The 21,564-nt window shown below is 48.4% G+C and carries 20 protein-coding genes and 1 pseudogene; 9 read left to right on the top strand and 12 right to left on the bottom strand.

The features are described from left to right. Positions 1-16 precede the first annotated feature (16 nt). Complete coding sequence (locus DCL27_RS02260) at positions 17-1,051, bottom strand: LacI family DNA-binding transcriptional regulator (protein ID WP_005289980.1); 1,035 nt, start codon at positions 1,049-1,051, stop codon at positions 17-19. 232 nt (positions 1,052-1,283) lie between these two features. Between DCL27_RS02260 and DCL27_RS02255 the strand changes: the two genes are divergently transcribed. The 5 genes and pseudogenes from DCL27_RS02255 to DCL27_RS02235 all read left to right on the top strand — a co-directional run. Further along, the gene (locus DCL27_RS02255; RefSeq protein WP_035597866.1) at positions 1,284-1,727 is read left to right on the top strand and encodes a PTS sugar transporter subunit IIA; all 444 of its coding nucleotides are present in this window, start codon (positions 1,284-1,286) and stop codon (positions 1,725-1,727) included. Between the two features lie 26 nt (positions 1,728-1,753). Further along, entirely contained in the window at positions 1,754-2,041 is a 288-nt protein-coding gene (locus DCL27_RS02250; protein ID WP_005289977.1) for a PTS sugar transporter subunit IIB, read from the top strand. A 10-nt stretch (positions 2,042-2,051) separates the two neighbouring features. Then, complete coding sequence (locus DCL27_RS02245) at positions 2,052-3,308, top strand: PTS ascorbate transporter subunit IIC (protein ID WP_005289975.1); 1,257 nt, start codon at positions 2,052-2,054, stop codon at positions 3,306-3,308. A gap of 288 nt (positions 3,309-3,596) precedes the next feature. After that, entirely contained in the window at positions 3,597-3,863 is a 267-nt protein-coding gene (locus DCL27_RS02240; protein WP_005289972.1) for a hypothetical protein, read from the top strand. Next, positions 3,863-4,003, top strand: a pseudogene (locus DCL27_RS02235) (integrating conjugative element membrane protein); the annotation flags it as partial. The gene DCL27_RS02240 and the pseudogene DCL27_RS02235, both read left to right, overlap by 1 nt. A 30-nt stretch (positions 4,004-4,033) precedes the next feature. On the opposite strand, the gene DCL27_RS02230 reads toward DCL27_RS02235, so the two are convergent. The 7 genes from DCL27_RS02230 to DCL27_RS02200 all read right to left on the bottom strand — a co-directional run bounded on the left by DCL27_RS02230 (position 4,034) and on the right by DCL27_RS02200 (position 12,780). After that, the gene (locus DCL27_RS02230; RefSeq protein ID WP_035597868.1) at positions 4,034-4,723 is read right to left on the bottom strand and encodes a haloacid dehalogenase type II; all 690 of its coding nucleotides are present in this window, start codon (positions 4,721-4,723) and stop codon (positions 4,034-4,036) included. Between the two features lie 262 nt (positions 4,724-4,985). Next, entirely contained in the window at positions 4,986-6,335 is a 1,350-nt protein-coding gene (locus DCL27_RS02225; protein ID WP_050772776.1) for an invasin domain 3-containing protein, read from the bottom strand. 169 nt (positions 6,336-6,504) lie between these two features. Then, positions 6,505-7,176, bottom strand: coding sequence for a ZirU family protein (locus DCL27_RS02220; protein WP_223931156.1), 672 nt, complete (start codon positions 7,174-7,176; stop codon positions 6,505-6,507). Positions 7,177-7,344: 168 nt separating this feature from the next. After that, the gene (locus DCL27_RS02215) at positions 7,345-9,597 is read right to left on the bottom strand and encodes a ZirU family protein (protein WP_035600387.1); all 2,253 of its coding nucleotides are present in this window, start codon (positions 9,595-9,597) and stop codon (positions 7,345-7,347) included. A 122-nt stretch (positions 9,598-9,719) separates the two neighbouring features. Beyond that, positions 9,720-10,838 (bottom strand): hypothetical protein, encoded by a 1,119-nt coding sequence (locus tag DCL27_RS02210; protein WP_035600386.1) that lies wholly within the window; start codon positions 10,836-10,838, stop codon positions 9,720-9,722. Positions 10,839-11,079: 241 nt separating this feature from the next. Then, a complete protein-coding gene (locus DCL27_RS02205) occupies positions 11,080-11,709 on the bottom strand; it encodes a tyrosine-type DNA invertase (RefSeq protein WP_005296238.1) in 630 nt (209 codons plus the stop codon). A 513-nt stretch (positions 11,710-12,222) separates the two neighbouring features. Next, positions 12,223-12,780 carry a tyrosine-type recombinase/integrase gene (locus DCL27_RS02200; RefSeq protein ID WP_005289957.1) on the bottom strand — a complete coding sequence of 186 codons (558 nt, stop codon included), beginning with the start codon at positions 12,778-12,780 and terminating at the stop codon, positions 12,223-12,225. A 223-nt stretch (positions 12,781-13,003) separates the two neighbouring features. Here DCL27_RS02200 and DCL27_RS02195 point away from each other — a divergent pair, with 223 nt between their 5' ends. Beyond that, a complete protein-coding gene (locus DCL27_RS02195) occupies positions 13,004-13,732 on the top strand; it encodes a winged helix-turn-helix domain-containing protein (protein WP_223931158.1) in 729 nt (242 codons plus the stop codon). Then, the gene (locus DCL27_RS02190; protein WP_047059104.1) at positions 13,729-14,217 is read left to right on the top strand and encodes a hypothetical protein; all 489 of its coding nucleotides are present in this window, start codon (positions 13,729-13,731) and stop codon (positions 14,215-14,217) included. The genes DCL27_RS02195 and DCL27_RS02190 overlap by 4 nt, the downstream gene beginning before the upstream one ends. A gap of 317 nt (positions 14,218-14,534) precedes the next feature. Here the strand turns inward: DCL27_RS02190 and DCL27_RS02185 are convergent, their stop codons facing one another. The 4 genes from DCL27_RS02185 to celB all read right to left on the bottom strand — a co-directional run bounded on the left by DCL27_RS02185 (position 14,535) and on the right by celB (position 17,433). Beyond that, positions 14,535-14,876: a PTS lactose/cellobiose transporter subunit IIA gene (locus tag DCL27_RS02185; RefSeq protein ID WP_035598951.1), complete on the bottom strand. Its 342-nt coding sequence runs from the start codon at positions 14,874-14,876 to the stop codon at positions 14,535-14,537. 2 nt (positions 14,877-14,878) lie between these two features. After that, positions 14,879-15,187, bottom strand: coding sequence for a PTS sugar transporter subunit IIB (locus DCL27_RS02180; protein WP_035598954.1), 309 nt, complete (start codon positions 15,185-15,187; stop codon positions 14,879-14,881). Between the two features lie 73 nt (positions 15,188-15,260). Further along, a complete protein-coding gene (locus DCL27_RS02175; protein ID WP_005289947.1) occupies positions 15,261-16,160 on the bottom strand; it encodes a DUF7916 family protein in 900 nt (299 codons plus the stop codon). Continuing rightward, complete coding sequence (gene celB / locus DCL27_RS02170; protein WP_035598956.1) at positions 16,153-17,433, bottom strand: PTS cellobiose transporter subunit IIC; 1,281 nt, start codon at positions 17,431-17,433, stop codon at positions 16,153-16,155. The genes DCL27_RS02175 and celB overlap by 8 nt, the downstream gene beginning before the upstream one ends. A gap of 125 nt (positions 17,434-17,558) precedes the next feature. Here celB and DCL27_RS02165 point away from each other — a divergent pair, with 125 nt between their 5' ends. Then, positions 17,559-17,828 (top strand): helix-turn-helix domain-containing protein, encoded by a 270-nt coding sequence (locus tag DCL27_RS02165; RefSeq protein ID WP_080582840.1) that lies wholly within the window; start codon positions 17,559-17,561, stop codon positions 17,826-17,828. Between the two features lie 441 nt (positions 17,829-18,269). Next, positions 18,270-21,557: an STY4851/ECs_5259 family protein gene (locus tag DCL27_RS02160; RefSeq protein ID WP_071526338.1), complete on the top strand. Its 3,288-nt coding sequence runs from the start codon at positions 18,270-18,272 to the stop codon at positions 21,555-21,557. Positions 21,558-21,564: the final 7 nt, after the last annotated feature.

Raw genomic sequence — 21,564 nt, 5'->3', positions numbered from 1 at the left:
GCGTAACGCGTGGGTATCAGGCGCTCTGTCGGGCGACAAACTTATAGGGGAAGATCACCGTCTGCGGCGCGCCGGGACGCTCGCCATCCGGGGCGGCCAGCCATTGCTGTAGGCGTTTCGCCGCCTCATGCGCCATCTTGTCGTAATCGATGCGTAGCGAGGTTAACGAGGGGTGGATCTGGTCGCAGTTGGCGGAGCCTTCGACGCAGGCCAGCGCCAACATGCCGGGCAGCTTAATCAGCCGCCGTTGGCATTCAAACAGCACCCCCAGCGCGATCGCCTCGTGGCTGCATACCACCGCCTCCAGCTCCGGCTGGCGGGTCAACATGTCGCTGATAGCCTGGCGGCCAAACTCCATCGTCGCCACATAGGGCGTGGTAATGCTCTGTTCGGCGCTGTAGTTATGGTGCAGCATCGCCCGGCTCCAGCCGCTCAGCTGTTGCCCTTGCATCTTGCGCCCCATCTGGGCGCCGATATAGCCGATGCGCTGGTGCCCCTGCCGCAGCAGGTACTCGGTGAGGAAGTAGGCTGCATCGCCGATATTGCTCTGCAGGTTCAGGGCGAAGGGGTATACGGCCTCGCCGGCGGCGCAGATCACCGGTAACGCGCTGTTGGCGAGCAGCTCGACGGCCTGCTCCGCATTCAGCGCGCCGAACACCACCAGGGCCGCCGGACTACTCTGCAGCAGCGTAGAAAGCACCTCGGCCTCCCTCTTCGCCTGGTAATCGTGACAGCCGATGACCACCTGATAGCCGTTGTCGTTCAACGCCGCCTGCAATGATTGCAGGAACACCGAGCTAGCGTAATCACGCAGCGAGGGGACGACCACCGCCACCGTCCGGCTCTGCCCCGATGCCAGGATCCCCGCCGCCGAGTTTGGAATATAGCCTAACTCGGCGATCGCCTGATCGATCTTGGCGCGCAGCTTAGCGGAGACCAGTTCGGGGGTGCGTAACGCGCGCGATACCGTCATCGAGCCGACACCGGCTCGTTGTGCGACCTCTTGTAGGGTGACGCGCCCGGTGCCTTTTCTCTTGCGTGTTTTTTCCATGAAGTAGGGTGTATTCACATTGATCACTGACCGTCTTACGGTAGCACAGCTTGCCGCCGATGATCAGCGCAGCGACGTGCTTTGAGCGCCGGCGGATTAATTTCGCAGCAAAATGATAGCGCTATCACGAAATCACTTCCTCGAGCTAGATAGCGCTACCATTGCTCTCTACTATGCCTTTCACAAGAGAATCATTTTAAAAAAACAGCCGACATGACCAGGAGCCGATTGAATGTTGACGAAACTGCTTACCCCCAACGTCATTCAGGTTATCGAGCAGGTAACGGACTGGCGTGAGGCGATTCAAACCGCCTGTGCCCCACTGATAGCAAATAATGCGATTACCCCTGGCTATGTCGATGCCATTATTCAGTCGCATAACAAAATCGGCCCCTATTATGTGCTGGGCCCAGGCATGGCCATGCCGCATGCACGCCCGGAAGATGGCGTGAATCAATTGGCATTAGGCCTGACCGTGATTAAACACGGCGTCGAATTCGGCTCCGCCGGTAACGATCCGATTAAATTACTGATCGTATTGGCCGCCACCGATAGTAATAGCCACATCGGCATCATCGCCAAACTCGCCGAGCTGTTCGATAACCAAGACGATATCGATAGGCTGCAACAGGCAGAAAGCGTCGATGAGATCCTACAAGTCATCGCGCGTTATTAATTACGAATTACACCGAGGGAATAATTATGAATATCACAGTGGTATGCGGTAACGGTTTAGGCACCAGTCTGATGATGGAAATGAGCATCAAGACCATCCTAAAAGATCTGCAGGTCAACGCCGAGGTTAACCATGTCGATTTAGGCTCCGCCAAAGGCACCGCCAGCGATATTTTCGTCGGTACCGCCGATATCGCCGAGCAGTTGGTCGCCCAGCAGGTCGGCGGCGAGATCGTCGCGCTGGATAACATGATCGATAAAGTGGCGATGAAAGAACGTCTGAGCGTCGCCCTGCGTAAACTCGGCGCATTGTAGTGGAGGCACTATGTCATTCTTCCGTTTTCTGATGCAGGATGTGCTATCCGAACCGGCGATATTAGTCGGCCTGATCGCACTCATCGGCTTAATCGCCCAGAAAAAACCGGTTACCGAATGCATTAAAGGCACCATCAAGACCATCATGGGTTTTGTCATTCTGGGTGCCGGCGCCGGTCTGGTGGTCAGCTCGCTGGGTGACTTCTCCGCCATCTTCCAACATGCCTTCGGCATTAATGGCGTGGTGCCGAATAACGAGGCCATCGTCTCCATCGCCCAGAAGAGTTTCGGGCGTGAGATGGCGATGATCATGTTCTTCGCCATGCTGATCAACATCGTTATCGCCCGCCTGACACCGTGGAAGTTTATCTTCCTCACCGGTCATCACACGCTGTTTATGTCGATGATGGTGGCGGTGATCCTGGCGACCGCCGGGATGCAGGGCACGATGCTGGTGCTGGTCGGTTCGCTGATCGTCGGCTTCTGTATGGTGTTCTTCCCGGCCATCGCCCATCCCTACATGAAAAAGATCACCGGCTCAGACGACGTGGCCATCGGCCATTTCTCGACGGTATCCTATGTACTGGCCGGCTTTATCGGCAGCAAGTTCGGTAACAAAGAGCACTCTACCGAAGACATGAATGTGCCGAAGAGCCTGCTGTTCCTGCGTGATACGCCGGTGGCGATCTCGTTCACCATGTTCATCATCTTTATCATCACCTGCCTGTTCGCCGGCAGTGACTATGTGCGTGAGGTGAGCGGCGGCAAGAACTGGTTTATGTTCTCGCTGATGCAATCCATCACCTTCGCCGCCGGGGTGTACATCATCCTGCAAGGTGTGCGGATGGTGATCGCCGAGATCGTCCCAGCCTTTAAGGGGATCTCCGACAAGCTGGTGCCCAACGCCAAGCCAGCGCTGGACTGCCCGGTGGTGTTCCCCTACGCCCCCAACGCGGTACTGGTTGGCTTCTTGAGCAGCTTTGCCGCCGGGGTCATCGGCATGTTCGTGCTGTACGCGCTGAACATGACGGTGATCATCCCCGGCGTGGTACCGCACTTCTTCGTCGGTGCGGCGGCGGGTGTGTTCGGTAACGCCACCGGTGGGCGGCGCGGCGCCATCCTGGGCGCCTTCGCCCAGGGGCTGCTGATCACCTTCCTGCCGGTGTTCCTGCTGCCGGTACTCGGCCAGATCGGCATCGCCAACACCACCTTCAGCGACGCCGACTTTGGCGTGGTGGGCATCCTGCTGGGCATTATCGTGCGCTGATAGCGCGACCGCCCTACCTCACAGACGCCCCGTCACCTCGCATGATGGGGCGTTTTTTATGGTGCCAGCCTGCCCTCGCGCCCCTCACTCACGCCGACGTAGCAACGTGGGCCATCAACGCATCTGCTGATGGCGGAAAACAACGCGCACATCGCCCACGATCCCACTATATGGGAAAACAGTACGGCAGCACGCCCGTATGGTGGAACCGTCCGGAGAACGTTGTAACGGCAAAAAATGACCCTATTTTATGGCTGAACGACAGCGAAACCACGGAGAAACTGACCGATGATACCCCGGACACACCGCCAACTCGTCAGCGTTGAAGTGACGTGGCCTGCACAAACGCTGCCTCTTCCCTTGCAACAGGTGGTGGAAGCGCTGACGCAGGGAGAAACGCCCGATCAAATTATCACCCGGATGAATTTACAGGGATTTCAGGCATGGCGCGAAGCGACATCGCCGCAGGATGAACACGACATTTTTCAGATACGGCTGGATGAGGCGCACGAGGCGCGGTTCCTCTGCCGCTACATTACGCTGCCGCTGCACTGATGCCCGACCCTGCGCCACTCCCCATGCACCGTCCCGGGCGGCTCGGTTGGATCGCATGACTTCCCGGCATGCGGATTGGCTGTTGCCTCGGCGCATGGCAGCTGGCGATAGCGCTGGAGTGGCCGGGTGAGGCATTTTTTATTGTGCCAGCCGGCCCCAGTTCCACCCACTCACGTCGGCGTGGCAACGTGGCTAATTAGCTGATCCGCTAACTGCGCCAAATCATGGGCGACAAACTGTGGCTGGGGGCCGACGCCGAGCGGTGCATTACCGGCCCGCAGCAGCATCGCCCCCTGCCAGCCCGCGCTACGTGCGCCCAGAATGTCCCAATGATGGCAGGCCACCAGACACAACGCGCTCCCCGCCAAGCCGAGCCGCTGCTCGACGGCGCGATACACCACGGGCGCGGGCTTAAAGGCGGCGGCGAGTTCATCGACGCTGAAACACGCCGTAAAGTGGTGGGCGATCGCGGCCGCATCAAGCTGCGCGTGCAACACTTCCGCGCTGTTGTTGGTCAGCGTATACAGGGAGAATCCCGCGGCCTTCAGCCGCGCCAATGCCTGCGGCACCTCCGGCCAGACGGGCAAGGTGGCGATGGCGCGCTGCAGATCATACGATGCCCCCGCCGGAAGCGTCTTACCGTGCGTCGCGGCGACCATCTTTAACACCTCGCCGCCTAAGACGCCAAAGGGCAGCGAGTGGTGATTCAAGGTTAGGGATTGTGCATACAGCACCAACTGAGCGAACCACTCACGCAGCACGTGGGGCGAGCCGAATAGACGGTTAAACAGTGGCGCGAGATGATCGAGATCCAACAGCGTCTCGTTGACATCGAAGATCAGGGCAGGCTTATGATCCATCGTTTCCTCCGCTAGATAGCAACGGCCCTCAAGCTAACCCGCCCCAGCGTCTGAGCGCCATCGTTTTGCCGACAATCGCACTTTAGCGGTTAATCCGCGGGAGCAGGCCAACGCATTCTCCTGCACACCGGCTCTTTTCACTATTCATCGTACCCGCTAGCGCCTCTTCTCTATTCTTTTTGCTATGAATAATCCCGGTGAACAAAAAATAAAGCAGGCGCCAACCCGGCGCCTGCTTTAGATCATTAATGATAAAACCTTACTACAGCGCCAGTCGGCAGAGTACATAAGCGCGACTATAATTGTAGTTCCCCGAGATATCGCCATCAGTCGTACGCGCATTCGCGTGCCCGGGACCATCTGGCCCTGTCGCAGTCTCGGAGGTCCAATGATAGTTATTAACAAAACCAACGTTATAACTCGTCAAATTACCCCACTCATTCCACAGCGGACCTACTGTACGTGCCGTGTTTTTCCCCTTGGAGACTTGGGGACCTAAGGCAAGTCCGCCTTTATCGCTACACCAATCCTGAGCTTCGGTCCATAACGCATAAGCACTGTCATGTTCAAACCATGCATTAACAGTAAAGGTGTAGCTTACCGTACTCCCGCCCGCTTTTGGCTCTGCACTGAGCGTCACTGAATTGGTCGCACTCGATGGTTTCCCCATAATACGGACGCCCCCTGAAGCATCAACGCTCGTCCAGCCCGGTTGATCCGTCGACCACGTATATTGGCCATTATTGGCGGCAGTATCGTTAATAAGTACCCGGAAGGCTGCGCCGGTAAATGCCGTGGTCGGGAAGCCAGAGCTTGCCGAGAACTGATATGGATTCACTGTTGTTGTCAGTCCCGTGACGGCTGCAAAGGTGATAGCCAGACTCGTCGGCGTCATCGCGAGATCGGTGCCACTGAGCTCAGGTATCACCGACACTTGACCAAAAGACGAACTCTTCACTGTTGCCGTATAAACCCCCGAGCCTGCTGTGGACTCTACTGGGTGAGTGATAACAGGAGAGCCATCGCTGAATCCATCCTGGATCTCATAACGTAATGTTAAACGGCTCTCTATGCCTGTAACGGGTCGATTCTCGCTATCCCTCAGCGTGAGCGTTAGCGTGGCCGTGTCGCTGCCATCGCCGATGACCGTGGGCTTATCCAGCGCAAATATTGAGTTAAGCGCAGCCGGCATCCCTTGTACCACCAATGATGCATCCGATCGCACCTCTTCTCCCAAGTATGGTTCGCTAGTGGCCGGATCGGTCGCGGGCGTATAGCCATATATTATTTTTTTGCCGATATCATCGACCATCAAAGTATGCTTATCACCGGTATCGATCACGGCATCCTCGCCTTCACGATACCAATGTAATTGGCTATTCAGCTCGGTATCGCCATCCACATCATTAAATAAGGGTGGACCATCGGATCGCAATATATCCCCCTCCAGCGGATTACCCGTGATAGGAGCTATCGCCACGCCACTTACCGTCGGGACATGTCCTTGAACCGGATCGGTATCGCTTGATGCCGCCCACGCCGGGCCCCCGCCCAGTAACCCTAACATCAGCGCAATGGCCGGGGAACATCCCGTCCTGCGTATTGTTCTCATGTAATTATCTCCAGCGTCTGTTCCCGTACGGCTACTCTTTGCGGCGCCTCTACTCTACAATACCCGCCAGGCATCATGCCCGGCGGGTATATTGCGCTCTCACCGCCACCCTAAGCTGACGAATTAACCTACTTGCGGGTGAGGGATCACGCATTATCACTCTCTTGCTTTATCCTCTCGTCGCATCGACCTGGATCTTGCGCTTCTGATCGTTACCGACCGGGGTATAGGTGCTGCTGGTCGCACCACCAATGTCGACATAAACCCCCGAGCCAATGGCTGACTCAATCTTCCACTGGTAATTCACCGTGCCAGTACAGGTTGCCCCGGTCGTACAGGTGGCGACGGCGGTCAATTGCTCGCCAACCAGCGGATAACCGTTAGTCATACCCGTAATGGCCACGGAGAGAACATCGTTGCCATCCGTGGTGACAGAACCATCGCCGCTACCATCGATGTTACCGCCACGCGAGGAGAGCTGCTCGCTGCCGTCAGCAGGATCGGTATTCGTCGGGTCGGTATGCGCAGTCACGCCAACCTTGATGCTGTGTCCGATATCCGCTGCGGTTAAGGTATAACTATCCCCCGTCTCACCCGGGATGGCGGCTCCATCGCGATACCACTGGTATGTCGCCGTCCCCTCCGTATCGCCATCCACATCCTGGAAGGCACCCTTATCGATGGAGATCGTATCGTCCGCATTCACCAGACCATTGCCATCCGCATCATGGAATTGGATGCCGATATCAGCATAAGCCGGTATATGTCCTTTGACGGTATCTGTCGGCGTAGACGTCGCAGCGAGAGCCGCGCCAGAAATGGCCAAAATGACAGAAGCCAAAAGCGCTTTTTTATTAAATTGCATGATCCCTACCTTCATTATTAAACTCTCCAGTTTTATATTTTCACTACACATATTTTGTGGATAGATTCCACATATCACATTGCCATTAGCCCGACAGGTCATTACACGACGCGGTTAGATAGTAAATAAATTAAACCTCCATAATTACGGTATAGCTGGCGTTCCCTCTCCCCCAATCACTACTTGAATACGACGCTTCTGATCCGTTCCCACCGGGATATAATCAACCGCTGTTGCGGCGGGAATATCGACATAGTTACCACTATTAATGGCATCTTCTATCTGCCACTGATAAGTCAATGAAGCCGGGCACTCACCCGTCGCACATGTCACCTCGGCATGTAACGGCGTTCCGACCAAGGGATAACCATTAACTAATCCCGTGACGATGACACTATTCACCGCATTGGCGAAGGTAATATCGATGCCCTGAGTCTGATCATCGAAGGTCGCACTCACATGGGTCGTACCTGCGCTAGTATTAGTCACATCAAAGTGAGCGATGCCATTATCATCGGTCGTGACGGTAATCGTCCCCGGCTGGGCGCCATTGTTGGTGTGAAACACCACCTCTCGGTTAGCGAGCGGATTACCATTGCTATCTTTTATAATAAAATCGACACCAATCTTATCGCTACCATTCGCCCGCGCCCCGTCACCGCTAATAACGAACGTACCCTGTGCGGTTACCTGAGGAGGCTGTACCACGACCCTCAACGTCTCACTATTGGATTGGTTCCCCTGGTTATCAAAGGCTACAGCGATTAATTGATAAGTATTTGCAGCAATCTCCGCAGCCGATGTTTGGTGAGCATCGCTTTTAGCTTGAGCCAGCCGATAAGGCGGCAACATTAGACTAAAATGGTTTTTATCTATAACGGTCAATTGCCCGCCGGCAGCAACTAATCCACCATCTTGCCAACTCACCTGATCTAGCGCATATTTACTTTTCAGATTTGCACTAACGGTATACACCGCCCCAGCCAAATCATTAATAGCATGATGAGACAATGCAAGCTTAATAACTTCCTGCTTTTTATATTCCAAGACAATATTATTATTACGATCGACTAGGTTATAACGACTTTCAGCAATCTGACGAGTTGCCGCTACCGAGCCAGGATCGATTTGTGACTGCCAGCTAAGGCCAGGATGATAACTCAACTGAATACTAAACTGAGTATCATTGCGTCCAGCCTTGCCCAAACGCTCATCGACACCAACGGTTAATAGTGGGAATGGCGTATAGTTGACCCCGGCTGTCAGTGCATACGGGTTACGTTGCAGATTCTCCTTACCGAATAAGGCAACGTTCTCCCCGACATACTGTTCATACACTAACTTTCCCCCCAACTGAGGCAAAGCCGGTAGCCAAGCGTTAGCCCGGATATCAAAGCCATTGGCGGCGCGCTCATCGTAATCCGCAAAATCGCGGGACTGATGCCAATTACTCAGCCGCATATAGCCGTTAGTCGACAACTGCAAATAGTCCGTCCACGCCTCAGCACCAATACCCAAGCGTGAGTTATGTCCTGTCAGATCATGGTCGTAGAACATGTTAACGCCCAACATCCAACGATCTAGCAAGGTTCGAGCGCCCACCCCTAGGTTAATGGTGTTACGCCGGTCTTTATTCCGCGCCCCAAGTTGAGTAAATGCAGTGAGGTTCGCGCTATCCCATACCGGGATAAACCAGTCCAATGCGCTTTCACTCAAGGAAAAGTTTTTATCTACATTCAGTTGAACGCGAGCCGTACCATACTTACTTAACCACTGTTGAATTTCTTCATTCGCCGCATTGGTCGCCATGGAGCGAGCCATACCCGCCGCCGCCTCCGAAGGACGAGTCGAAGAAAGTGTCGCTCCCACACTCATCAACTGACCCACTGCCTGAGCCTCTTTTTCCGCCCGAGAGGGTTCCCTCATGGCAGACGATAACTTGGGCGCTTGCCCCGCCTGAGTATTCAGCGATGACATATCCACGGGTATGTCGATCTCATCACCGACGCCCACATGCTCAAATCCACGCGCAAAAATTCGGTATGCATTAACCTGCTTCAATTGTGCTACCGAGATACCCAGCTTTTGCGCCACAGTCGTCACCGATTCCCCCTCTTTCAACACATAGGGTTGCGTCGCACTCGCCAATAACGCCTGCTCATCAACCTTTGGCGCCTGTGCGATGGCAGGGGTAAAAGAAAGACCTAGCGGAAAGGCAATCTGCAAGGCCATCGTCAACCAACCGATTACACGCTCACGACGTACAATGGCATATCCCTGGTGTGGCAATCGTTCATTCTGCTCTGCACAGGATGTACACGGTTTCCGTAATCCTCTTTTTCTAGTTGGCAGAGAAGACAGTATATATATGATATTTTTTGGACTATCCTTTTTCATCTTTCACCCTACGCTAACCCACATCCCATATTAAATGAAACCGATAGATGGATAACTCACCCATTAACCTCGACCATAGCGCTTATTCTTCATATAATGCGTCCTCCTCGCAGAGGATGTTATTAAGTCAGTAGTACACCCTCATCTGGCATTCTGTTAATAATGCTTTTATTACTACAAAAATTCAGTAATTGCCGAAATGTTCGCGTATCAAACACACCTATTTTTCTTAGTGCCTTTTGACGCCGTGCATATACGGCCTTAACATTGACGCCTCGACGTTCAGCGACTTTCTGCAAAGGAATACTTTTCATAGTGGAGTAAATGGTTTCCCACTCAAAATCAGTCAATGTATCAACCGCTTCCTCCGGCATAAAACCATGCTGTTGCGGCTCTGGTTCATTTAACCAAATGGCCATCTCTCCATATAATTTATTTATCTCCCAATTTTTACCAAAAAGTGGAAAGTGACCACGTAGCAAGGCCATCGTTAAACTATGAACCTGACGATCTGGCATCACAGCAATATGGGGAGCAGCACGCTGTGAACACAACCAGCGAAGTAACGCCAATGAGTCGCCAATACTCTTAAATGATGGTGAAATCAATAAATGTGATATTGCTAGTGAAGCGTAATGCTCATAAAAACAATGAGTATCACTAAATAAGTAAAGTTGATTAGTCTCTGCAGACAATACATGCCGTAACGCTTCACGTGTATAAGCACAACTCTCAATAATGCACAATGATGGCTGGTTTACTCGCGCTCTCTTTGCCGGAGATAGGCAAGTGCTCCGCCACTCCTTCCTGGAGATAGACAAAGCCGGCCGAGTCATCTCCTCCAGCTGTCCCTGTGGTTCCGGAACGGTTTGCCTGCCATCCACTTGTAAAATACGTACGGTAAACTGCTTGTACCCACAATCGACAGCTTGCCATCCTGGCTGGCAAACAATCGAGTCAATCAGGGAGAGCGAATCAAGCAACTTACCGGCCTGACGCGGAGAAATGCGAAAAGCCAAGGCAACATCGACACGAGTAATGGGGGCGTTTTTATATAATCCCCACCACGCAACAGACAAGTCGAGGGGTAAAACCCCCAAGTGTTTTATGCACGCAGGGGTGCGCCATGCACCGTTGACTGCGGTGACGGATTTCTCCCAAATCTGACGCTGACTCAACTCCATAAGTACCGCCCAAAAACTGGATAAAAACAGACCGACCAACGACACAATTAGGACCATTTTGACTACTTTGGTTTAAAAAACTGCCAGCAAGATAGAAAATGGTTAATCAAACCAACAAATAATGAAGTTATAGTTTTTTTAACTTTCGAAAGTGGGAAGAGAGGAGAGGCTATACCCGATTGAGCGATAGTGAGAGGTGGATAAAAAACAGACTACAGAAGCTAATGATCGGAAAAAAGTGATTTAAATTTGATTTAGATCAAATTAATTAGGGGGTGAGCGATGGATTTACGCTCAATTATATGGATGATAAGCGAACCAACCGAGGGACCTGACACTTTGGTCCTAATTGACCCGTCACAAGGCGCTTTTTACGCTGCCACACTCCCTGAAATCGAGCCGCATTACTCGCGGTATAGCGTACCGTATGGCGAATGTTACGATGCCCAAGGTAGTCCTGGATCAGTCGGGTATCGATTCCCCGATCCGCTAAGGCATAGCCACAAGCATGGCGTAACATGTGCGGATGCGAACAAATCGAAATTTCGGCTTTCTTACCGTAGTCAGTGATGATTTTATAGAACTGTTGCCGAGTCAGGCGTGTACCTAAGCGAGAGAGGAAGAGCCACTCAGAATCTGCCGCATAGCGAATTTTCCGGCGTGCCTGAAGCCATACCCTGATCACCTCAACCTCTTCTGGTAGCAATGGATGGTTAGTCGAGAGCCCATTTTTCAATCGATGGATATAGATTGATTGATCATCTAAGTCAATATCTGACAGACGCAAACTCAGTAATTCACTCACGCGTAACCCATGTATAAATCCCATATAAATCATACAATAATTGCGTTCTGCGAAGTACGAATAGCGAGCTTGCTGTAACAGTCGCTCAACCTCGGATTGGGTAAGGTGCTTACGTTTAGACATCTGTAATTCCTGGGAGTTAGAGAGTAGTGATCTTGAGGCCGTAACAGAGTAAATAACGTAGATAAAGATAAGAGGGTAATAGATGAAGATGCTAAAAAGCGGAGTATATCTAATAACTTACTAACTAATCTTTATAATCTTGCTATGGTCCTAGAATAAATGAAATTGTATTATAAATAAACAGGTACAAAAGTCAACTCTCAATGCATCGTTATGCAATCCCTTAAATACCTGCGTATGATAATGGATAACGTCTCACCCTCTAGCCCCTAGAACAGCATTAATGTATGGTTAGCCGACGCTATATTACCAGCAATCAAAAACAATAGATAAAATATATTATTAAGAAAAGGATGAAAGATAACCATTATGATCAACGGTGATTATTCGCACAAGCCATTCCTAGCGATTCGTCACCAGGGATAGTCATCCTATTGCATAGGCATGCATACTTTTTTATTCAGGAGGGTAAGTTTGCAATATATATAAAGGGGCTCCAGAATGGAGCCCCTGTTAATTTTGTTTCCATACGCGAGAGAAACGCTTACAATTACTCGCAGTATAATGTACCGTATGTCTAATATTCCTATGGCCCAAATAATCTTGGATCAATCGCGTATCAATACCTTGATCAGCCAATGCATAGCCACAAGCATGTCGGAGTACATGTGGATGTAAACGGATTGGCAGATTGGCACTCTCGCCATAACGCCGAACTAATGCATATACCTGTTGGCGAGAGAGACGAGTCTTGCGCTTAGAGATAAAAAGCCATGGATAACTGACACCATTGAGTACTTCATGCCTTCTCTGTAACCATGCAGCTAATGATTTCCCCTCCTCATCCTGAATAGGATGTGTCGTAGATAATCCATTTTTAAGACGGCGAATATAAACCTCACCACTCTCTAAATCCAGGCTCGACATTGTCATGTTTAATAGTTCACTAACTCTTAAACCATGCATATACATCATATAGAGTAAACATCTATCTCTAGCATACTCAGGAGTATCAGGTATCGAGCCGATTAATTTCTTCCACTCTCCCTGGGTGATATAACGTCTATTCATTAAAATCTCTTGGTATCCACAATGATTAGCACCCACAGATATTATCTCAAACCGCTCTTATCTAATATAAAAATCCAAAAAATGCATAAATTAAGGTTTTTTATCTTATTTTTATTTATTTTTTATATCTTTATCCCGTTATCGATGCATGTGTGCCATTTTGATATATAGCTTTAGAACGTAGCAATCACTACTCATGCTGATGTTTGAGAGGTAGATGGGTATGTATAGGCTTAATGAACATGTACTTTATAATGAACAAGAGGCCGAATTGAGAACCACCGTAGATGGTGATGCCATCCTGCTTGCTCCATCCACGAACCGTTTGCTACACTTGCTCATTCTCAATCAGGGCATACCTGTAACACGCGACACGCTATTCAAGCTAGTTTGGGATGATCACGGCTTGCGCTCCTCTAATGCAAATCTGAACCAATATATTAGCTTATTAAGAAGACAACTGAGTGATGTAGGCCTACCCAAAGATATCATCGTTACTATACCTAAAATTGGTTTTATGATAGATAAAACCATTGATATAACCTTAATCGACGAGTCACCGTTCCCTAGCTTACTCCCTGGCGAGGGAGAAGAAAAATGGAAATACAAATCAAAAATCGCCATAATATCAGCCTGCACAACTCTATTTTTACTATTTCTTTTGGCGTTTTTTTTCATTAGCGGAGATGAGCAGCAACTACCAAAGTTTAAATTTCAACCCATCGCGAATAACTCCATTGAGTGTAACATATACTCGTTATCAAACACTACGACATCACTGTCCGACGCCAGTGAATTAAAACGGTTAAAAGATTGCAATACCTCCTTTGATTACTTTATTTACTTTAACCATGAGCAAAAGGGAAGAGAGTTAATTTCATGGTGTAAAAAAGATCCTGAAAATCCAAATGCATTTATTTACTGTAAAAATGAATCAAGGAATGTTATATGAATAAAACAATAATAGCATTCTTCGTTGCATTAATCGTGGCTCTCGCCACCCTTGGCTTTGTTATATTCAAAAGGGAGACCACCATCACCCTGCACTGTAAAGGTGATATAGATATCTATATGGCAAATGATGAATACATCAAAGGAATAATATCATTTGATTTCTTAAATAATAACACAGGTGTGGCACATATTATTGGAAAGTTATATGTTGGCAACACCCCCCATAAAATAAATGGGGAAAGTGGCTTTCAATACAGACTAATAGACACCAAGAGAGGGCTGTTTGAAATAGACAAAACTTACTCAAAACTAATACTACAGGATGCGGAGGTCGATGAGATAAAAAACAGTCTATTAATTAAGAAGATGTTTGAAGGTAGTCATTACTTGATAATGAAAAAAGTAAATAGCAATACGTATTTTATTAGCTATACTGGCTACCCGATTATGCTCTGCGTCAATGAATATAATAAAGTTATGTGATGTGACAAGTAAAATATTAATCCTCATCGATTGAGGGTGAGACCATTGATCTCACCGCCTAGCGACCCGTTTTTACGGGCGAACGTTACCCCCGCAGGCGGTACACGCCTCGGAGACTTTGCCAGCAACGCGAGTAGCACGATTACCTGCGCTCATTCACTCCAGATATTCAACCCGCCAATGGATGATAAATTCACCACGGAATACCTGCACTAGATAGCAACGGCCCTCAAGCCCGCCCCCACACCTGAGCGCCATCGTTTTGCCGACAATCGCGCCCCAATCGCACTTTAGCGGTTAATCCGCGGGGGAAGGCCTTAACTCGATGGCGGTGACGAATGCGGCGGCATCACCGGCTGGCGGGTGTAGAGCTCCAGCAGATGCGCCGCTAAATCCTGTAACATCATGGCATTCATCAGATGATCCTGTGCATGCACGGTGATCAGGTTAACGGGGAATTGACCGCTGCCCTCATCCCGCGCAATCAGTTCGGTCTGCATCGCATGCGCGCATTGAATATAACGCTGGGCCTCCGCCAACGCGTGCTCGGCTTCATGCCTATTCCCTTCACGCGCGCGCTGGAGCGCCGCCAGCAGCAGACTGCGCGCCGTACCGGCGTTAACCAACAGCTCCATGATGATGCTTTCAGCCTTATCCATGCTTATCTCTCCAGCAGCGTTAACGCCATCGTGAGTACGGCATCCCCATCCATCAAGCCATAATCCCGCATCTCGATGACCGCTACGCGTTTACCTTGCCGCTGCGCGATAGCCTGTACATGCGCTTGCTGGTAACGCACCTGAGGGCCCAGCAAAATAATATCGGCATCGGCCATATTTTCCGCAAAGGCGGCAATTGGCACGGCGCGAATCGCAATATCAACCCCGCGCTTTGCCACCGCCTGTTTCATTTTTTGCACCAGTAGGCTGGTCGACATCCCAGACGCACAACACAGTAGAATGTTTTTCACGGAGATCCTCCGTATGCTTAACGGCAACACGCACTTCTCCAGGCGAGTTAAACCGTCATGGTTTACGCTTACCCTAGCGATTCACGGAAGCGGCAATCATATGGATCGTATGCCGATCGCCACGCAACACCCGGGATGCCTCTAAGATATTGAGGTAAGGCGCCATCCCGCAATAACCCGCATCACCGATATGCTGTATATCAACACCGGCTATTTTATTCATTAGGACAATATCTCTAATGGTGGAAACATCGGCGCTCTCTTGGCTCGTACCAATAGCAGAGAGACTCAACGCCCCGCGTTGCCTGATCACCTTAACGGCTTCCGCGATCATCGCCATGGAAATACCGGGTACGGTACCCACGGCAGGCAACAGAATGATATCCGCCCCCTGATCGATAAAGGCATTAATCACTGCCAGATTGACCACCTCCTCATCGACACCGGCTCCGTGCATTTTCCCGGCAATAATTAAACCGTGATAACATTCCTTCGCCACAGCAATAGACTCGATGATGGCATGATTACTCACCCCGGCGCCCGGGTTGCCCGTCAAACAGATAAAATCAAACCCCATCTCGTTAGCCTTGCATAAGGTCTCACGCGTCGCCTGCCGACCAGAGGAAATGATGACTCTCTCCTCGGCCATCTTGGCCGCCGTATCGACGGGTTCGAGGTTAACACCGATAGGCCGCCCCACCAGATGCTTCAGCTGTGCAATCGGGGTACGCTCACTCGAAGTTAACCCGGCAATCTCAGGATTAAAGAGATCGAGTTTATTTAAAAGAATTAAATCAGCACCGAATGCTCTGGCCACTTCACTATTGGTGATATCATGACCGACGGGGAAACGTGTGGCGATATTCTCGGAAAGCAATGTACGCCCCTCACTGGCACGGATAGCCGACTTCAACTCCGTAGGAGACATCTGCAAGAAATCGCTAGCAAAACAGTTTAATAGCCGCTTATTCATAATCTGCTCCCTTCTCACTTTCACTCTGATATTGTTGTCTATCTACAAAAATAAAAAATGGATAATAGATTACGGTTGATAGAATAATCCCGACCAACTGGATCACAGCACCGCTAATATGCCCCCCTGTAGTGAAATAACCACTCACCAAGGGAGGCATGGTCCATGGCATCGTCACCCCGATGGGTTTCTCGACCCAGCCATATAACATGCTGAGATACGTCACCACCGCAATTGCCACGGGAGATAATAGAAAGGGGATCGCCATTTTCAGATTAAGCACAATCGGCAAACCAAAGATAAGCGGCTCGTTGATGTTAAAGATCCCCGGCAGCATGGCGAGGGAGCCTAATGTTCTACTCTGCCGACTGCGCGAGAAGAATAGGAGGCATATCACCAGGCCTATCGTCGCACCACCGCCGCCCATCCAGACAAAATTATCCATAAACGGCTGAGTAATGATGTTGGGCAACTCCAGCCCATTCGCCAGCGCGATCCGGTTTTGATCGGTATTGATCAGCCAGATAGGTGCCATCACGGCATTGATCGTGCCGCCAGGATGAATGCCAATTAACCAAAAGAGTGAGTTGAGTACGATGGCAATCAAGGTTCCCACCAGGGTTCCCCCCAGAAAACTCAAGGGAGCATGCAGCACGGTGGCCAATACCTCATGAATATTCCCTAGGTTCGCCTTAACCAGCACAAACTGCACCCCACCCGCCAGTAAGATCATCACCGCCCCTGGGATCAACGAGATAAACGAGCGATTGACCGCCGGTGGAACCCCCTCTGGCATTCGGATAACGATGTTTCGTTGTATAAAAAAATGGAAGACTCTGGCTGTCACCATACTGATCACTATCGCCGCAAATATCCCCTTACTTCCCATATAGTTCAGGGGATAACTTGCCGCCCCGCCACTCTCCATCAACGTAGATAAATAGGGGGTGAGGATCAAATAACAGGAGAGCGAGATCACACCGGAGGCGACACCATCCTCCTGCCATGAGGTGGTGAGATGATACGCGATGCCAAAAGAGGCAATCAGACCGATGATACCAAAAGAGCCATCGACGATTTTATCCAACCAGGGGGATACCCCCTGCTCATTTAATAACGCGATCCAACTGTCTACCGGGAAGTCACCAATAATAAGAAACAGCGAGCCAATGATAATCAATGGCATACACAGAACAATGCCATCCCGCAATGCGCGCAAATAGCGGTTAGCGCTTAACCGCCCCGCCTCACGTTCGATCGTCTCAATAATCATATGAGTTTATCCTTCCATGAAATCACATATTCTTTTCTTTTATTATTCGATTGATATCGTTATTAGGTAATAATACATAACCGTCTACAGAATCGAGAATATCCTATTTTGGGATAATTATGTAAATGAACGACATTCGATTTTGGGATAGAGATCGGATATTAACCATGTCATCAATTTATTCATATGAATATCGATTAATTATAAAAACGCTGAAAGTTAGAAGGATCGAGTTGAAGATCACCCAAGCCCAGCTCGCGCAAGTGCTGGGAAAACCACAATCATTTGTATCAAAGATAGAGAGTGGCGAACGCCGCCTGGATATCATTGAATTTGTCCATATCGCCCGCCAGTTATCGCTGGATCTTAATGAAGTTTTAGAGAAGATCCGCTGAGGGAAGTTTAACAATTAACAAATTTAGTTTAACTCTAATAGAATTAGTTAAATATTTCACGCTGAATACTGAGCTAAAAACGAGAGAAACTAAAAACATTTAATATATTACGTCATAATTAATAACTAGAGCACACAAATAAAATACAACCAAAAATATAAATATCACATGATCTATACAGTACAATTCTTCTCGATTTTTATATCAATGGTAATATCACCAGTTACTGCATGTTAATTGTTTATGATGATAATTATATTTTAATAAATAAATGTAATTAAATTAGTGCCATGTGGTTATCATTTATGTCGGTTATAGTGAAGAGATTCAAAATAAAAGTTAGTGATTGCCGTCTAATTGATGCATAGAGTATCTTGACCCATGTTAACTTTCATTTTAAACAACCCTATGAGTTTTCTGTTCATCAGTAAGGAGCTTACTTTGGGCCAATTAGAATGCCTCTCATGGTTAAAATACCTCACCTGGTTAAATCGTTTTCTTAGCCGTAGAGGGATAAGAGCTCCTGATGGACGCCCGTTGTACGAATACCATACAACCAATGATGAATATAATGAACTAGTACAATTAATTAAGCTGATTGGCCAATCAAAAAATAATATACATGATAAAGGATTCGCTGCTTGTTTTGTTCTTTTCTGCGCCGAATGGTATCGCAGAGACTATGAGAGTCATTTCGGATGGACATGGGATCCTATTTATAATAGATTAGGAACCTCATTAACAGCAAGTGAGCTACGCTATATCATCCCAAAAGGGATGGAGGAGTACTGGGCACGGCCAATTAGATTTTATGAATCAGAACGTCGTAATTTTCTCGGAACCTTATTTAGTGAGGGAGGATTACCATTTCGGTTACTTAAGGAAGCGGACAGCCGTTTTCAAGCTGTATTTTCCCGTCTCCTAAACAAATACAATCAGACTGAATTAGTAGGCATTTCCATTCCTTCACTAGCAAGAGATGTTATAGAAAAATCAGCGCTGCCAACTATATTCAGTGAAGATACTTCCGTAGAACTCATCAGTCATATGACAGATAAGCTCAATTCGTTAGTTTTGATGTATAATTTGAGTAGTAATAATGAGCCGGTGACGCAACTTGATAAAGTTCATCCTAAATGGAGGGATGAGTTCCCAATACCATTGGACGATGAAACAGGCACACGCTTTCTTAATGGACTGCTATGTACTGCCTCCGTAGAAACTAAATCTCTCTTACAAAAAAATAAGGGCTCAGGTTGTAGATTCTATTGGTCTGAAAACCATCCCAATCAAATCCAAGCGATAATATCGCTGCCTAATGAACTTACCTTCCTAATAATCAGCAAGCCCTCAACGACACGATTTGAGATTGCTATTTATGAAGATGGTGAAGAAGTCGCCAGTCTCGGCCCTGCCTATGCATCCCTGGAGAACGACCATGCTAAAGTTCGCCTACGTAAAAAGGAATCAAGATTCTTTAGACGCCAGCCAGATGCGAGCTTATCGATCGTTGCACGAACTGGAGGAATGATTGTTGGCACAATAAAACTGGAGGATAGTGAAATCGCTATTGGCGAGGTACCACTTACTTTTGTTGAACATAAAGAATGCTGGTTATTACAAGGGCAAGCCTCTTGTAGTATACGTAATAGTAATGTTCTTATTGTATTACCTCAAGAAGAAACTACCATTTCAGGATACGAAAGTTCTTCAAATGCAGTGTCATTATTAGGACTTAGAACACTATCCGTAAAAGGACGCCAGGATGTAACCATTTGCGGAAATGAAAAATACAGGATCCGTACTGGAAGAGAGCAATCGAATCAGGATGAGTTTAATTTTTATGGGAAACCTGTAACCTGGAATTGTCATCCTGATAAAACATTTCTAGGCGTACCTAAAATTACGGCAAAAAACCTGGATATTGAAGATATACAATTAAAACGTTACCTTAATTGTAAGTTGTTAGATGAATGTCAAGTGCAAGAGATGATGGGCACACAATATATTTCCATCAGAAATACTCACAATGAAACACTACTTCGCCGCAAAATTGGAATCTTGCCAGCAGATTTCAACATAGAAATAAAAGGTGGCGAGCTAGCTAATGAAGGTTCTATTATTATCTCAACTCTGCACCCATGCATTTCTATCTTAAGAGATAAAGCACTAGAGGTTGCACGCAAACGCTCAGAAGGAAAAATAGAGATATTACTTAAGGCTGAAGGACTACCGCCTGCATTTGTCTCTCTCCAGATTTACCCAAATTTGAGAGCAGATCCAGTGGAGATAACACTACCTTTCCCAGCAAAAGGTTGTCTGGCCTTTGATGCAAATAGATGTGCCCTTGATAAAAATCTTACCCTGCATGATTTACTGGGTTCCAGAGCCTTTTTATTTGGTAATAATGGCGATCCGACACGTTTTTCACTGGAATTACATTTACGCTCTAAAAGTGGGTTACAAGCCTGGCATGAATGGTGTTATACCGCAGGAAAATATCCCGTCGAGCTCAATTTATATAGTCTGAAAGAGTATATTGAAAACTTACTATCTCTTGAAACAGGAATAGACCAAGTTGTAGAGATGCAAATCAAAGGCGCTGGTTCTGTGATGAGTTGGCAGATTCGTCGTTATAAATATATTTTACACTATGATTACGAAAAAGAGCTCCTCATCAGCCAGTCAACCCATTATCGTACCAGTCAAATGCCTTCTCCTGTTATTATGCTACTGAGTGAACCTGAGAGGAAAACCACTCCATTATCATCAAGAATTAGCGAAGGTGTGCCGGTAGGTGAATATGAACTGAGCTCGATTGTTAACAAAAATGGACCATGGTTAGTCATTCCTAAACCTGGTGAAGAAATGGCGTTTCGCCCCTGCTTTATTCGTGGAGAATTTTCGCTACCCATGGATGAGAGTAGTATCCGCTCATTACAGAAAGCGACCCAGCTTTTTAATCCCCTATCTGAAGTCAATACCATTACACTAGTACTTGATCAGATGGCTAACGATCCCGCTCATTCCGGTTGGCAATTTATGCGTAACCTATACGACCAATTTAGCTATCTACCACTGGCAACCTTTGAAGTTTGGCGAGCGCTTGTTCATCATCCTCAAGCACTGGCGATGTCGCTGTTTAAATTTGAGATGTCAGCTGAGTATCTGAGCCGCATTGAAAATGAATTCCCTATTTTATGGGAGTTCTTACCCATCTTTGAAATAAAATCCGCGGCCGATCGATTTAAATCATTCCTGAGACTAAAAGGTGCACCAGAAGAAACTCTTAACTTACTGGTGAAGAGCATGTATCAGCGATTGGGACTCGTTTTTCCAACATATGCCGACGAAGTTGAGAAATGGTTAGTCTATGGTAAATATCCTCCTTCTATTCCTGAGAGCGTCATTCGTGAGTGGTATCAGGAGCTTTTACGTGAGCACAGTGACGTTCGTTGGCCAGAGTATGGTTGTAAACGCCTGCACAATTGGATGTCGTCACAAGATGATCCTATGATCGGCATCTATCCTGACACAGACTATCGCTATGCTGTAGCCTGGTTACCCGTCTTCGCTGCAGCTGTAGCAAGCGGAAATACTTCTTTTGAAGCTGTATTTGACCATAAACCCGGTGCTGTATTTTTCCTGAGGCAAGTCAGAGACTTCGACTCCCGCTGGTTTAAGGCCATCTTCCAGTGCAACCTATTGCGTTATGTCGCTAACAAATAAAAAGGGA

The organism is Edwardsiella tarda ATCC 15947 = NBRC 105688, from assembly GCF_003113495.2.
Classification (GTDB): Bacteria; Pseudomonadota; Gammaproteobacteria; order Enterobacterales; family Enterobacteriaceae; genus Edwardsiella; species Edwardsiella tarda.
Note: the sequence above shows the minus strand (reverse complement) of the source record. Positions and strands in the feature narration are given on the sequence as shown.